This window comes from bacterium (assembly GCA_016702305.1).
Classification (GTDB): Bacteria; Electryoneota; RPQS01; order RPQS01; family RPQS01; genus JABWCQ01.
Window position 1 is genome coordinate 300,918 of sequence record JADJEH010000001.1, and the last position, 15,116, is coordinate 316,033.

A 15,116-nucleotide genomic window follows, 5' to 3' on the forward strand; every position below is an offset into this window, starting at 1 on the left:
GCCTAATTCTCCAGGTACTGAGCTTTGATTTCCAGTAGATACGCGAGCACTGCGTCGTGCTCATTGGCGACCCGACCGTCGAGAATCGCCTCCTCAAGGGCCGTCTTAATCTTTCCGACTAACGGACCGGGTGAGAGGTTGCAAATCTGCATGATCTCCTCGCCGCGGACCGGACTTTGAAATGCCCGAAGCTGATCCCCCTCAATTACCTCCGCAATACGCGTCGTGAGCTGCTCAAAGTGGTTGAGGTAGCGCTTGACTTTCTTGGGGTTAGCCGATGTAATATCGGCCTTACACAAGAGCATCAAATCGCCCAAATCCTCCCCGGCATCCACAATCAACCGCCGCACCGCCGAATCCGTGACCTCCTCCCGGGTCAGATTGATCGGGCGCATATGCAAGGCCGTCATCTTCATCAACTTGGCCGCCGTCTTCTCGGGCAGCTTCAGCCGCCGACTGATCGGCTTGAGCATGCGACTGCCAACATCCTCGTGCCCGTGAAAAGTCCAGCCTAAGTCCGGGAAAAACCGTTTGGTGCGCGGTTTGGCAATGTCGTGCACCAGCGCGGCCAGCCGCATGACCGGGTCCTCCGTAAGCTCGGCCAACTTGTCCACTACCAGCAGCGTATGGTCGAACACGTCCTTGTGGTGGTGCTGCCCAATCTGTTCGACCCCCGCAAGCTCCGCAATCTCCTTGAACACCAGCCGCATCACCCCTGTTTCCTGCATCAGCCGCAGACCAATCGAGGGCTTGCGTGCCGACATCAGTTTCAGCAGCTCGTCGGTGATACGCTCCTGACTGACAATATCGAGGCGGGATGCCATGGTCCGGCATGCAGCGAGCGTCGCCGGATCGAGCTGAAACTCCAACTGTGCGGCAAACCGCAGCGCCCGCATGATCCGCAGTGGATCTTCCGAGAACGTCTGTTCCGGCTCCTTCGGCGTGCGCAGAAGTTTGCGTTGCAGATCACCCATGCCGTCGTAGTGATCCACAAGTTCGCCGTAGCGTACGTCGTTTAAGCACGCCGCCAGCGCATTCACCGTGAAATCCCGCCGCGCCAGGTCATCGTCGAGCGCGCCTTCCCACACCTTGGGCTTGCGCGACTGCGATTCGTACGACTCCGCGCGCGCCGTCACAAAATCCAACTGAAAACCGCGATAGGGCACCATCGCCGTGCCAAAGCGTTCAAACAGCACCGGATTCCGAGCACCCAGGGAATCGGCAACAATTCGCGCAAAGGCGACCGCATCGCCGATGACTGTGAAGTCAATATCCTTGACTTTTTTGCCTAAAAGCCGGTCGCGCACGAAGCCGCCAACTGCGTAGAGTTCTATACCCTGCGCATCGGCCAATCTCCCAAGCCGTTCAAGCACTGCCGACTCACCGCGCTTCAGAACCCGTTTGTTCGTTGTCCGCGAGGTCATTGGCGCCGCTCCAACCGATCGCTCAGCACTTGCAGCGTCGCTGTGCGCCGCTCCCGCGCATATGGCGTCGTCGGGACAGCCAAGCCCAGCTCAGCATAGGAGCGCGCTGCCGTCGAATCACCCAGCATGTCCGAGCATTCCATCAAACTACGGTAGAGTCCGATCACTTCGTATCCGTTTTGATTCTCAAGTTGCCTATAGGAATTGAGCAGAATCGTCGCCGTGCCCCGCGCTGCGTCCCACTGTTCCGTGCGCTTCTCTAAGGCCAGCTTGGGCATCAGAAATGTCCGACTTTCGGGGAATCGCGCCAGCCCCGCCCGCACCATGCTGTCGGCCGTCGCCCAGTTCTTCTCATCCAACGCCAGCCAAACCATGGCGCTCATCGCCGGGAAGCGGGAAAACGCCGACCTCTGCATGCCGGTCACCAGATCATTCCATCCCGCTCGTTTCGACGGCACACCGGGCAGCCAGCGCAGAAATCCCAAATTACTCGCCGCCGCATAACGATAGGCCCCGCGGCCAACGTAGGCATCATAAAAGCCCGTGTCGAGTTTGATCGCGTGGTCGAAATGCCGCCGCGATGTCATCAGCCGGACGACACCCTCGACCGTCTTGCCCTGCCTGTGCCGCGTTAGCCCCGAAACCGAGTAGGCCGAGCCGGTCAGGAACTCGCGCTCTGCTGCTGAACTGTCTGGCGCGCGCCGTTCCCAGGCACCGCATAATTCCAAACACCGTTCGACGCGCCGCTCAAGTTCGCCTGTGCCTGTCGTGTCTTCATAATCGCAAAGCTGTGCGTAGATCACGCTCGCCCATGCATACTCGACGGCAGGATGCCCCGGCCAATCCTCGGCAAGAACCGCACAGAGCGACTCTGCCTCCGCATAATGCTGGCCCAGCAGGGTGTCAAACAGCGCAACGTATGCGCTCAACGGCGACGCGCTGAAACGCTCCGCTGGTTCGCATTCGGCACGGTCTAACACACCGAAGAGGCAAACAGCAGCCAAGATAATTCGGGTCCGATACGGAATCAATGGGCTATTCACAAAGATTTCAATAGCTTTGACAGCCTGAAGTTACGACTATTCCAACAAAAAGCAAATCCACGATACATCTGCAAAGTGTAACAATCCCTTCGCACGTGTGGAGTTACGGCCGCAAATTTACTATATTTTAGGGATTTCTTGGGATGCGAACGAAAAGGATGAATGTGTTGCGGATGACGCTGTTGCGACGACTCGGGATGACACTCTCCCTGGCCTGCTGGTCTCTTGCCGCGCCGTGGGTGCTCGCGGGGCCGGTGGCTCCGGGCGAGCTGTTCCTGGTCGTGCTGCGGACCGATTCCGCTTCGATTCCCAGCCTCCGCGCCCAGTCCGGGCGCGGCCTCTCCGTCCGCAGCACCCATAAGTTGGCCCTCGATGCCGCTCGGGACTATGCCGCCCAATCGCAACCTAAGTTGCTGTCCCGCCTGGCAGATCTCGAAGCGACCGGCAAGCTCAATATCGAGCGTCGTTTCTGGGTCGCTAATGTTATCGCCGTTCGCTGCAGGGCGGACCTTTTGCCGTTGCTCGAATCTTGGCCCGAGGTGCTGCGCGTCGTCCCCAACGGCATGATCGCCACTCTGCCCTCCGTCGAGCCGATCCGAGAAGACCAAGGCCGCGATCCCTTGGATGATATCGGCGCGTCTGCCGCCCTTACCGAAATCCGGGCGCCCGAGGCCTGGGCACTTGGACTTACGGGCGTGGGTGTGTTATTGGCCAATTTTGACTCCGGTGTCAACGGGTCCCATCCCGGCCTGTCGCCCCGCTGGCGCGGCAATCAAGGCTACCCAGCCGCGCAATGCTGGTTTGACCTGGTCGAACCGATAACCCAAACCCCCGGCGACAACGACGGGCACGGAACACTCACGATGGGGCTCCAGTGCGGCATGTTCAACGGGGACACCGTCGGAGTCGCGTGGAACGCCCAATTCATCTCTGCGGCAGTCGCTGAAGGCGGACTGACCTTGATGAACGCCCTTGAGGCGTTCGAATGGGTCATAGATCCCGATGGCAACCCAGCGACCTTCGAGGACATGCCCCGCGTGCTCTCGAATTCGTGGGGATCGAGCGGTGGCCAAGACCTCTGCAACTCCGTGTTGCTTCCGGCCCTCGACCTGTGCGAGGCCGCAGGCATGGCCATCGTCTGGTCGGCCGGCAACGAAGGCCCGGCGTCAGGCACGCTGCGCAGCCCAGCCGTCCGAGCCGATAATCCCGTCTCGGGGTTCGCGGTTGGAGGATGGGACGGCACACTGGACTCGGTGTGGATTTCATCGAGCCGTGGGCCGACGCCGTGCACTGCAGATTCTATCTTACGCATCAAACCCGAACTGGTTGCGCCATCCCGCGACGTTCGGTCTACCTACCTTGGAACTGGTTTCGCGACCAGTAGCGGCACCTCCTTTTCCGCGCCGCTCGCCGCTGGAACATTGGCCCTGATGATCGAGGCCAATCCGCTCTTGCCGCCGGACTCGCTGCTGGAACTCCTGATGCTAACGGCGGTGGACGTCGCCGAGCCGGGACTCGATAACAACTCCGGCTACGGTCGGGTAGATGCCCTCATGGCCTGCCAGGCCGCATTGACTGGATTAGGCTGGGTGCGGGGTTCCGTTCGCGATCCCTTTGGAGCGCCCCTCGCCGCAAGCCTCCAGCTCGTGGATCATCCGCACCGTACTCAAACCGATGCGCTGGGCGAATTTGCGCTCGCCCATCCGGCCTGGACGCCGATTACCCTGCAAGTCGTTGCCACCGGCTATCAGCCGCAGACGATCGTGACCTCAGTCTCGCCGCAGGGAACAACCTACCTTGACCTCGTTCTCCAGCCAACCCAGCAGGGAATTCTCACCGGCAATGTCATTGACTGCCGCGGACTGCCCGCCAACGGGGCCTTTGTCTCGCTCCTTGGGGAGATGATCTCCCCGACGTTGACCGATGCCAACGGACGTTTCCTGCTGACGCTTAATCCCGGCACGTATGTCGTGGCCTGCTCGAGTGCGACGTGTGACCAAACCACAATCCCCGACGTGCAGATCATAGCCGGCGCGATCACTGATATCGAGATCATTTTGCCGCTCAATCCGGCTTTTCTGTGCTCGGATGCCGATCCGTTCGGTTACTACATGTGCGATAACAATGATCCCGGCGGTCCTACCACGACCTACTTGTCCGTAGATCCCGCACTCGGCGGTCGCGGCGTAATTCACAATCTGGCCGACGATGGCACCACTTCCTTGGCGCTCCCGTTCCCAGTGCGCTTCTACGGCACAGATTATCAGCGGCTCTATGTCAATACCAACGGTATTCTGAGCTTCTTGCGCTCCGCTACCGCGTTTAACAATCTGGCCCTGCCCTATAATCTCACGCCCGCGCTCTTCCCCTTCTGGGATGACCTTAGCGATAACCTCGGCGGCAATATTCTGTCCGACTATGATCCCGCCCAAGGGACCTACACTGTCGAGTGGGCCAATGTCCCTTATTACGTTAACGTTCCGCCCCCGCTCGACAGCCTGAGTTTTCAAGTCGTCTTCTACGACCCCGCGGTTCGCCCCTCCACCAGCGGAAACTCCGTGATTGAGTTCCGCTACGGAAACGTGCCGCTCAATAGCGGCGCAACGATTGGCATTGACCGCGCCGCGGGCGGCGGTTTTGTGCGCTATGGTTACAACGGCCAATGGGAGACGCACGCGGTACCCGTCGGCCAGAACGTCACCGTGCGCGTGGCGGATGATGCACCACAAGCCGGCGTCCCGTCGCTGTCCATCGAGCCCGGCTATCTCGACCTTGCGCTCGCTCCCGGTCAGTCGCTGGATACCGTCATCTTCGTGCGCAATCTCGGCAGCGCTCCGCTCGCCTATTCGGCGCATACGTCGCCGCCCGCCTCACAACACGTTATCTATCCGTTGATTGAGCCAACGCCCCTCGACTGGCCGAAGGGCATGGGCCCTGCCCGAGTCGAAGGTCACGATGCGCCGCTGCTCAACTGGACGCCCGATACCAACGGCTATGCGTGGGGCAACTCGCGCACCGATACTTCGATTCACTACAGTTTCTTTGACATCAGCGGAATCGGCAACAATCTCGAGTTGACTCGCGATGATACGATCTCATTGCCCCGTCCGCTGCCGTTCGCGTTTCCACTCTACGATCGTGTGTTCACGACCTACGGTGCCTGCACAAACGGCTTTCTCAGCTTCTGGTCCCAGGCGCGCAACTACGTCAACGATCCACTCGCACTGGCGCGCGATCCCTATTTTACTCTTGCGCCATTCTGGACAGACCTCTATCCTGCGTCCGGCGGTCAGGTTTGGGAGTACTATGATTTCACCAATGACCGCTTCATCGTGCAGTGGAATGACATCGTACCCTACGGCTTCCTGCCGTGGGAGACGCTGACCTTTCAGTCCGTCCTGTATCGCAACGGAAACGTGGACTTCGTCTACGAGCACATGTACGCGCATGCGCAACTGAGAACTGTCGGTATAAAAGGCGGATTTCCCGACGATTTTCTGCAACTGTCTTACAACGGTCTACTGGTGGACAGCCTGATGACCTTGCGCATCGTACGCGCTGACACCGCCGCCGCGTCGCTGCAAATTCTCGCGGGACATCAAGGCGTGGTTGCGCCCTCGGCAACTGCAGCCGTCGAACTGCGCATTACCAACAACTCCGCCGAGCAAGGTCTGCTGCAACTGCCGTTCTATCTTGAGTCTTCGGCGCCCGACGGCGGTGGCGTCGAATTGCAGGTTTCCATGCAAGCCGGGATTCCGTTTGATCCGCAAACTGTCTTGCGGTTTACAAACGACGAACTCAAATTCTATTGGCGGCGGCATCCCTCCGACAGCTATGCTCTGTGGAATGCCCTGCCCGGCGACACCCTGTTTACACCTGTAATCCCGGCGCTTTCAGACACTCACGTCACAATCACGCTGCCGACCGATGCCGTGCGCTTTTTCGTTGTCACCCTCGCCGGTGCTCCCGCGCCCGTCTACCAAACCGGAATCGCCGGACAGCCCAACTCAAAGATTCTCGCCACACCCTTGCGCTGATTTGCTTCCATGAGGTCCCGTATGTACGCCCTGTTTGTTGCTTTCTTGTTCTGTGCTTTGGCTTCGGTATCTCTCGCCGATGTCGTGCATCATTCTCTGCTTCGGGTCTACGGCAAAACCGAGGCCCACGAGAAGGCCTTGCTCCGCGACGACCGCTTCGACGTGCTGCCGCCCGATGATCAACCGGGCCAACTCATCGCTGCGCTTCCCGAAGATTTTGCCCGCCTGAGCGCCGACGACTACCACTGGGACCTTATCCACCAGGACCTTGAAGAATACTACGCGCGCCGCGCCCGCGATGGCGGTGCGCTTGACCTGATGGGCGGTTTCAAAACACACAGTGAAATCCTCGCCGCGATGGATACGATCCACGCCAATCATCCCGGAATTACCACGGCGCGCTTCGTCGTCGGCACCACTATCGAGGGCCGCGACATCCACGCCATCAAAATCAGTGATAACCCCGATGTGGATGAAAACGAGATTGAGCTGCTCTATAACTCGCTGATTCATGCCCGTGAGCCCGGGGCCATGGAAGTGCTTTTTCTTTTCATGGAAACGCTGACTGAACAGTACGGTGTGGACGCCGCAGTCACCGATCTGGTGGATAACCGTGAGTTCTACTTCATCCCGTGCATGAACGTGGACGGCTATCTCTACAACCAACAGACCAATCCTAACGGCGGCGGCATGTGGCGTAAGAATCGCCGCAGCAACGCCGACGGCAGCGTGGGCGTGGACCTCAATCGTAATTGGGGCTACAATTGGGGATACGACAACAACGGCTCGTCACCCACACCTTCGTCGCTGACCTACCGCGGCACCGGCCCGTTTTCCGAACCCGAGACGGCGAGTATCCGCGACTTCATTAATTCACGCGAGTTCATCGTCGCGATGAACTATCATACGTACTCGAACCTCATTCTCTATCCGTGGGGAGTGTCGTCATGGCAGGGCGGTTTCACGCCAGAGGACGGCACCTTCCAGCTGATGGCGGATTCAATGCAATTCCTGATCGAACAGGTCAATGGCGCCACCTATACGATCGGTCCGCCGTGGCAAATCCTCTACGATGTCAACGGCGATTGCAACGATTGGTGCTACGGCGAGCAAACAAGCAAAGGCCGTATCTTCAGTTTTACAACCGAAGTCGGCGGTGATTTCGACGGCTTCTGGCCCGAGCCGAATCGCATTCAACCGCTCGCCGAAGAAAATCTCCCCGCGAATTTCTTCGTTGCGCGCTACGCGCAGTTCCTTGTCCCGCCGGATTTTCAAGTTCGCCGCGTGACCCAATGGCAAACAGAACAGAATGGAAATGGCGACGGCACGGTGGATCCCGGTGAACAGGTTGCGCTGGAAATCTATCTGCGCAACACGGGCTTTCAAGACCTCACTGGAATAACGGGTACGTTCACTACGACTACACCAAACGTGTCCGTCATCGCGGGAACGGCGTCATGGGGGAGTTTGGCGCATCAAGACTCCGCCGCCAACAGTTCGGCGCTGGTCCTCGCCGTCGGCGCGGGCTTCAACGCACCCGGAGCAGTCGTGGGCAATCTGCATGTCACGTCCACCGAAGGGCTCGACACTAATTTCGCGATCACAGCCGTCGTTGGCAGACCGGTGTTCTTCGACAATCTGGAAGGTGGTGGTGCGGGTTGGACGCATACGGGTGATCAGGACCAGTGGCATGTCTCTGCACGTCGCGCGGAGTCGCCCACACACTCGTGGTATTGCGGCCTTGAGGCTGCCGGGCAGTATAGCTCGAACCAAAACGCCGTGCTGATTTCACCACCGATCCTGCTCGGTAATAACTCAGTCTTAACTTTCTCGCACTTCTATCAACTCGAATCCGGCGCGGACTTCGGATTTGTAGAAATTGATGCGGGAAATGGCGCACAAATGGTCGCAGGTCCCTATTCTGGTGCTACCGGAACGTGGCAGACGGTTAGCGTGCCGCTTTCGCAGTTCGCGGCAGGCAGTACCATTCATGTGCGCTTCCGCCAGACCAGTGACGGTTCCCTGGTTCAAGAAGGCTGGTACCTGGATGACATCTTCATCGGTCCGTCGCCTGAAATTGCCATTGAACCTACGGCCATCGCCGCTGACGTTGATACGTTCGGCACGTCCAATGAACCGCTCACCGTCTCAAACAACGGTGGTTCCGACCTTGTCTACTCGGTGGTCTTCCAGCAGCCGCAAGACAGCACAGATCGCGGCGGACCGGATGCCGCCGGCTACATCTGGCAGGATTCGCAGGACGAATGTCCGCCTGTCTATTCGTGGCTGCCCATCAGTACCCTCGGCACCCAGCTAACGTGGCTGGATGGCGAAGGGGACCAAACGCGCGGACCGTTCACGCTGCCGTTCAGTTTCCCGTTCTACGGCCAAATGTACTCGCAGATGTTTGTAAGCGGCAACGGCTGGATCAGCTTCACCGATGAGTTCAATGAACTTGCCATCAATGAACGGCTGCCATCCGTTAATGCCGCGGCTGCCGCCATCTTCGCATGGTGGGACGATCTCAAACCCCAACTCGCCGGAACAAACGTCCGCTATTGGGACAACGGCAGCGATTCCGCAGCCGTGCACTTCGAAAACGTCCGCGCTGGAACTACGCCTAATCAGGGAACGTACAACTTCCAAATCCTGTTGACCGCGCGTGGAGAAGCCCGCGTCATGTACGGAAACATGGGTACGATCCGGTTGGCCAGTGCCACGGTAGGCATTCAAAATCCGGATAAGAACATTGGTCTCACGGTGCTCCACAATCAAACCGGCGTGGCGAATTTCGAGGCCCGCCGCTTTGCGCTTGGACCGCGCTGGGTTTCCGTATTGCCGCTGAATGGTGTGATTGCCCCGGGCGAACGGGACACGCTGTTCCTGAGTCTTCTGGGCCGCGAGCTATGCGGCGATCCCAGCTCCGCAACATTGTTGATTCGATCTAATGACGTCAACACACCGGAGCTCACCGTGCCGATCACCGCCACTCCCGCCGCGGCATTGGCGGCGCCGACCGCCTTTACGGTCTACCCGGACGGCAACGACCTCGTCTTTCAATGGAACGCCGTCCCCGGTGCTTCGCGCTATTATGTCGAGTACCTTTTCGAGATGGGCGGATTGCCAACAATTGTCGGTATGCCGACTACTAATTCGTTCACGCACGTGAATGCTCTGAATCTCAGCACGGGCTTCTACCAAGTTCGCGCGTTGCCGTAAGGAGTTCTCTTGTCCATGCTTCCGCGGAGCGTCGGGCGTTGTGCCCTATTGCTCCTCCTCGTGCTTGCTGTCGCCTCCGTGGCCGCGACGCGCCGTCCGGCCTATGCGCCGCATGCGATGATTGCATCCGCTGATTCACACGCCACACGTGCCGGTCTGCGCATTCTCGAGCAAGGCGGCAACGCCGTAGATGCAGCTTGTGCCGTGGCGATGGCCCTCGGCGTCACCGAAGGCTATTCGAGCGGCATCGGCGGCGGCTGCTTCATCCTGCTGCACATGGCAGATGGACGTGAAGTCGCGATTGACGGACGCGAGGTTGCACCCGCCAAGTCGTCGCGGTTGATGTTCGTCCCGAAGAAATCCGGCGATCGAACAGACCTTTCGCTATATTCACCCCTCGCCGCAGGCGTGCCGGGTGAAGTGGCGGCCTTTGACTTGGCTGTGCGTGACTACGGCACGATGCCGTTTGCTGAATTACTCGAACCGGCGCGCGCACTGGCTGACACCGGGTTTACGGTAGATGACTATTACGCATCGGTCATCACCGCCTACGCCAAAGAACTGTCCGCCGATCCCGGCTCGCGATCGGTCTATTTTGATGCGCAGGGCAAACCGCTCGCTTCCGGTGCCCGCCTGATTCAATCGGATCTGGCCGCGACCTTTGCGCGGATGCAGGCCGATGGCGCGCGCGATTTCTATGCCGGCGAGACGGCCCGCAGGATCGCCGAGTTCATGCGCGGCAACGGCGGCATTATCTCACCGGCCGATCTCGCGTCCTACACGCCGCTGGCGCTGGAACCCGTGCGCGGGAACTATCGCGGTTACGACGTCATCTCGATGCCGCCGCCCAGCTCCGGTGGAATCCATCTCATTCAGATTTTGAATCTGCTTGAAGATTTTCCGCTCAACTATCTCGGTGCCGGTTCGTCTGAGTCGCTGCATCTGTTGGCCGAGTGTATGAATCTGGCCTTTGCTGACCGCGTCGAATTCTTAGGCGACCCGGCGTTCACGCCTGTTCCCACGGCCGCATTGACCCACAAAGCCTATGCCGACACGTTGCGCAAGAAAATCTCCCGCACGCGCCATCTGTCTGAACCGGAACCCGGTGACCCGTGGGAGTTCCTCTCACACATTGATCATCACACCACCCACTTCTGTGTGGTGGATGAAATGGGCAACGCCGCCTCCGTTACGGCCACGGTCAACACACCCTTTGCCACTTGTATCACCGTCCCCGGTACGGGCATCCTGCTTAACAACGAAATGGACGATTTCGTGACTGAACCCGGCAAACCGAATTTTTTCGGGCTCGTCGGCAAGGCAGTAAATGAAATTGAGCCGGGCAAGAAGCCGCTGTCGTCCATGTCCCCGACGATTCTCTTGCGCGACGGGCGGCCATACTTACTCGTTGGTGGCGCCGGAGGACCGCGCATCATCACCGCGTCCGTACTCGCGATTGTCAACGCCGTGGACTACGGTATGAACATTCAGGCCGCCATTGACTACCCGCGCTTGCACCAGCAATGGAAGCCCAACCGCGTGTTCATCGAACCTGATTTCCCCGTGGATGTCCGCATCGGCCTCGAACAGCGCGGCCACACTGTCGAAGTCGGCTCGCCGCGTTCGCGCGTGCAGGCCTTACAAGCAGATACACTCCGCGGCGGCTGGTTCGGTGCCGCCGATAGCCGCGGCATTGGCGCCGCCATGGGACACTGAACGGTATACCCCACGGATGAACGGATTAATTTTGGACTTGTTGACAATCTGGCAAGTCCTCCGTATCTTGGGACATGGTAACCAATAAGACCATTCCGCTCGACATCGGCCAGCGGCTGCATGAAGCGCGCCGAGCCGCCGATATGTCGCAGGACACCCTGTCCAAAGCCGTACGCGTGAATCGCTCGTACCTCTCGCTGGTGGAAAACGGCCGCTCGTCGCCAACCATCGAATTCCTTGAAAAGGTCGCGTCCGGACTGAATTTGCGTGTCGAAGAGCTCATTCTGGGCCCTGAGGCCTTCCGCTACCTCAGCCTGTCACCGCGCCACGGCTATCTCTACAAGGGGTTGGTCGAACTGCTTGAAGATCAAGAACAGATGCTGCTGATGAACCCGTCCGCCGAAGAGGTCGAAATCCTCAAGGCCATTCAACTGCATCCTGATCATAGTCCGACCAAACGCTTCTTCGTGGATGCCCTGCTCGACCTGCGCCGGACGCGCTCGTGAGTACAAATCCGTTTCCGGAATCTAATCCCATGCAGCAGCAAACCTTCTGGCAAGACGACATCTTTGTCGTCAAACTATCCGGCAAAATGATGGGTGGTATGGGCACCGCCGGCTTTCATGACGACGTCAAACTTGCCGCCAGCGAAGGCTGCCGCCGCGTCGCGATTGACATGGAGGAAGTGGACTGGCTCAATAGCTGGGGCGTCGGTCTGCTCGTCTCGGCCTTCACGACGCTGCGCAACTGCGGCGGTCAGATGATCCTCGCCGGCTGCGGACCCAAGGTCATGGCCGTGCTGCGCATGACACATTTCGATTCCGTCTTTGTTTTCGAAAACGACGTGAACGCGGCTTTGCAAACACTGGCCGCCCCGTCCGACTGATTCTTTCATCTATTTTCTCATATCACCTCGCGCACCCCAAGGAGCAATCGTTTCCATGAAGTTGAAGTCCTCAGAACTAAACGGCGTCTTTCTCGTCGAACTTTCCGGCAAGATCATGGGCGGCCCCGAGTCCGCACAGTTCCATGATGCCATCAAGCATGCCATCAGCTCAAGTCACAAGAAAGTCGTCATTGACCTCGGCGCCGTCGAATGGATGAACAGCTCGGGCATTGGCCTGCTGGTCTCCGCCTACACCACGTTGAAGAACGCCGGAACCGAAATGAAACTCGCACGCACGACCGAAAAAATTCAGTCGCTGCTCATCATCACCAAGCTCAACTCGGTGTTCGATAGTCACGATACCGTAGATGCGGCCGTCAAGAGCTTCAACTGATCTTGGCCGATCCACTTGCCACTGACTTCGCTCCCGCTCCCGTGAGTGACGGACCACGCCGCACGGTGCGCGCCCTGTCGCTCCTTGAGGAGTTGGAGCGGCAGGCGCAAGCGTATCTGCGGGATCTCGGCGGCGGTAAACTGCAAGCCGAGCGGCAGCGTAAACTCGTCGAATTGCTGAATTCCATCGGCGCCGCGAAGGAAAACCTGCGCGTGCAGTCCGAGTTCGAACGCGAACGGCAGGAGAATGCCATTCTCCAGGAAGTCAGCCTCAGACTGTCCAGCGCCGCCGACATCCGCGAAGTCCTCCGCGCGATCCTTGAATCACTGCGGCAGGTCGTCGAGTTTGATGCGGCGGGCATCTTCGTTTACAATCGCGAACTGCAGCAGATTGAAGTGGACATGCTCGCCGGCTATGGCGGGGCCCAAAAACGCCGCGTCTATACCAAATTCCAGGAAGGCGTCAAACACGGCGAAGGCGTCGTGGCCACTGTTGTCTTCTCTGGAAAACCGATTTACGTCCCTGACGTGCTCAACGATTCGCGGTACGTCGAGGTCCGACCCACCACACGCTCCGAACTCGCCGTGCCCATCTTGGTGCGGGACGAGATCATCGGAGCCTTCAATCTCGAATCAGACCGGCTGGACGCCTTCAGCGACCGCGACCTGCGGCTCTTGATGGCCTTCGCCAGTCATGCCGGAGCCGCTCTCGAACGCGCACGCGCAGACCGCCAGCGACAGCACACCCAGCGGATCGGCGAGGAGCTCTCGCTGGCCCGTCGCATTCACGCTGGTTTCTTGCCCAAGACCTTTCCCGACTTCGCGCCCTTCGATCTCGGCGGCATGAACTTCCCCTCGAGCGAGGTCGGTGGTGATTACTACGACTTCGTGCCGATTACCCAAACGGATCTCGGCGTCATCATGAGTGATGTCGCCGGACACGGCGTGGCCGCAGCGCTGCTGATGGCCAATTTCCGCGCCTGCATTCGCATCGAAGCACGCGCACACTACGCTATTCCCACGATACTTCAGCGCGTCAACGAGTTTCTGGTGGAGACCATCCCGCCGGACAGTTTCGTGACCGCATTTTACGGTGTGTTAAACCGCGAACATCGCTTGCTCACCTACAGCAACGCCGGCCACAACCCGCCGTTGCTCGTCCGCGAGGGCGCGCCCTTCGAGCTGCTGACCGAGGGGGGGCCCATCCTTGGCGTGCTGCCCGACGCACGCTACGAACAGGCGCGAATCGAACTTCGTCCGGGGGACATACTCGTTTTCTACACCGACGGCGTCACCGAAGCACGGACCAACGCCGGCGAAGAATTTGGAGTCGAACGACTGGCTGATCTGACGAATCGCTACCGGAATATTCCCGCGAATGAATTGGCCCGCCGCATCAGTCACGATGTTCTGTCGTATCATGCGTCGGATTTGACTATGGATGATCTCACTATTTCCGTGGTGAAGTATGACGGCACCGAATCGCACTGAAATCCTGAATATCCCCTCTTCGGTGGATCAAATTGAAAAGGTGGACGAGTTCGTCGAGTCCATCGCCACCGGCATGGGCTTCACGCAAGACGCGCTCGCCGATATTGGAATCTGCGTCACGGAACTGGTCATGAATGCCATCGTTCATGCTCATAAAGAGCAGGCTGACATACCGGTCGAAATCGTTGTCGAACAACGCGGCGACGGCCTTGCGGTGCGCGTCCGCGACTACGGCCCCGGTTTCGATACCGCCAAAGTCCCCGATCCCACTTCCCCCGAACATATCTTTGAAGACCACGGACGGGGCATTCTCATCGTCCGCGCCATGATGGACGATGTGACCTGTACCCGGCTCGCGGACGGCATGGCCATTGAGGTCTTCAAACGTCTCAATCACTCGGCATGAGAATCGCGATCTATCCCGGCACGTTCGATCCCATTACCTATGGGCATCTCGATGTTATTGATCGCGCCGCCGCGCTGTTTGATCAGGTCATTGTCACATTGGCTGTGCATTCGCAGAAAACACCGCTTTTCACTACCGATGAGCGCAAGGCCCTGATCGAGGAAGCCACCGCGAAATTCCCCGGAGTCTCCGTGGATACGTGCGAAGGCCTAATTGTCGAATTCGCCGAAAAACGCGGCGCGATTGCCATCATCCGCGGCCTCCGCGCCGTCTCCGATTTCGACTACGAGTTTCAAATCGCCTTGGCTAACCGCGTGCTCGCCCCCAACGTCGCCACCGTTTTCCTGCTGCCCGGCGAGCAGTACACGTACTTGAACAGCTCGATCGTGCGCGAAGTCTCGCGCTTAGGCGGCTCCGTGGATAGCTTTGTTCCGCCCCATGTCGCGCGAGCATTGTTGGCAAAACACTCCTCGCGTAAAACATGAACCCCGCGTCGCGTCA

11 protein-coding genes are annotated in these 15,116 nt (G+C 59.1%); 9 read left to right on the plus strand and 2 right to left on the minus strand.

Going from position 1 to position 15,116, the window contains the following annotated elements; genetic code table 11:
• Window positions 1–2: 2 nt before the first annotated feature.
• Together IPH10_01185 and IPH10_01190 are read right to left on the minus strand one after the other, a co-directional pair.
• A complete protein-coding gene (locus IPH10_01185; GenBank protein ID MBK6909542.1) occupies window positions 3–1,424 on the minus strand; it encodes an HD domain-containing protein in 1,422 nt (473 codons plus the stop codon).
• Window positions 1,421–2,428: a hypothetical protein gene (locus tag IPH10_01190; protein MBK6909543.1), complete on the minus strand. Its 1,008-nt coding sequence runs from the start codon at window positions 2,426–2,428 to the stop codon at window positions 1,421–1,423. The genes IPH10_01185 and IPH10_01190 overlap by 4 nt, the downstream gene beginning before the upstream one ends.
• A 182-nt stretch (window positions 2,429–2,610) precedes the next feature.
• Between IPH10_01190 and IPH10_01195 the strand changes: the two genes are divergently transcribed.
• From IPH10_01195 to coaD, 9 genes are all read left to right on the plus strand, one after another.
• Window positions 2,611–6,504 (plus strand): S8 family serine peptidase, encoded by a 3,894-nt coding sequence (locus IPH10_01195; protein ID MBK6909544.1) that lies wholly within the window; start codon window positions 2,611–2,613, stop codon window positions 6,502–6,504.
• 21 nt (window positions 6,505–6,525) lie between these two features.
• Window positions 6,526–9,723: a choice-of-anchor J domain-containing protein gene (locus tag IPH10_01200; GenBank protein ID MBK6909545.1), complete on the plus strand. Its 3,198-nt coding sequence runs from the start codon at window positions 6,526–6,528 to the stop codon at window positions 9,721–9,723.
• A 15-nt stretch (window positions 9,724–9,738) separates the two neighbouring features.
• A complete protein-coding gene (ggt, locus tag IPH10_01205) occupies window positions 9,739–11,439 on the plus strand; it encodes a gamma-glutamyltransferase (GenBank protein ID MBK6909546.1) in 1,701 nt (566 codons plus the stop codon).
• Window positions 11,440–11,513: 74 nt separating this feature from the next.
• Window positions 11,514–11,945, plus strand: coding sequence for a helix-turn-helix transcriptional regulator (locus tag IPH10_01210; GenBank protein ID MBK6909547.1), 432 nt, complete (start codon window positions 11,514–11,516; stop codon window positions 11,943–11,945).
• Between the two features lie 29 nt (window positions 11,946–11,974).
• On the plus strand, window positions 11,975–12,325 hold the full coding sequence (locus IPH10_01215; protein MBK6909548.1) for an STAS domain-containing protein: 351 nt from the start codon (window positions 11,975–11,977) through the stop codon (window positions 12,323–12,325).
• A 55-nt stretch (window positions 12,326–12,380) separates the two neighbouring features.
• A complete protein-coding gene (locus IPH10_01220; protein MBK6909549.1) occupies window positions 12,381–12,719 on the plus strand; it encodes an STAS domain-containing protein in 339 nt (112 codons plus the stop codon).
• Between the two features lie 2 nt (window positions 12,720–12,721).
• Entirely contained in the window at window positions 12,722–14,209 is a 1,488-nt protein-coding gene (locus IPH10_01225; GenBank protein MBK6909550.1) for a SpoIIE family protein phosphatase, read from the plus strand.
• The gene (locus IPH10_01230; protein MBK6909551.1) at window positions 14,187–14,615 is read left to right on the plus strand and encodes an ATP-binding protein; all 429 of its coding nucleotides are present in this window, start codon (window positions 14,187–14,189) and stop codon (window positions 14,613–14,615) included. Before IPH10_01225 ends, IPH10_01230 begins: the two co-directional genes overlap by 23 nt.
• Entirely contained in the window at window positions 14,612–15,100 is a 489-nt protein-coding gene (gene coaD, locus IPH10_01235) for a pantetheine-phosphate adenylyltransferase (GenBank protein MBK6909552.1), read from the plus strand. Before IPH10_01230 ends, coaD begins: the two co-directional genes overlap by 4 nt.
• Window positions 15,101–15,116: the final 16 nt, after the last annotated feature.

Bases quoted from the DNA above. Each gene is read 5' to 3' on its own strand.
- IPH10_01185 (MBK6909542.1), bottom strand. From the start codon at position 1,424: ATGACCTCGCGGACAACGAACAAACGGGTTCTGAAGCGCGGTGAGTCG.
- IPH10_01195 (MBK6909544.1), top strand. From the start codon at position 2,611: ATGCGAACGAAAAGGATGAATGTGTTGCGGATGACGCTGTTGCGACGA.
- IPH10_01200 (MBK6909545.1), top strand. From the start codon at position 6,526: ATGTACGCCCTGTTTGTTGCTTTCTTGTTCTGTGCTTTGGCTTCGGTA.
- ggt (MBK6909546.1), top strand. From the start codon at position 9,739: ATGCTTCCGCGGAGCGTCGGGCGTTGTGCCCTATTGCTCCTCCTCGTG.
- IPH10_01210 (MBK6909547.1), top strand. From the start codon at position 11,514: ATGGTAACCAATAAGACCATTCCGCTCGACATCGGCCAGCGGCTGCAT.
- IPH10_01215 (MBK6909548.1), top strand. From the start codon at position 11,975: ATGCAGCAGCAAACCTTCTGGCAAGACGACATCTTTGTCGTCAAACTA.
- IPH10_01220 (MBK6909549.1), top strand. From the start codon at position 12,381: ATGAAGTTGAAGTCCTCAGAACTAAACGGCGTCTTTCTCGTCGAACTT.
- IPH10_01230 (MBK6909551.1), top strand. From the start codon at position 14,187: ATGACGGCACCGAATCGCACTGAAATCCTGAATATCCCCTCTTCGGTG.
- coaD (MBK6909552.1), top strand. From the start codon at position 14,612: ATGAGAATCGCGATCTATCCCGGCACGTTCGATCCCATTACCTATGGG.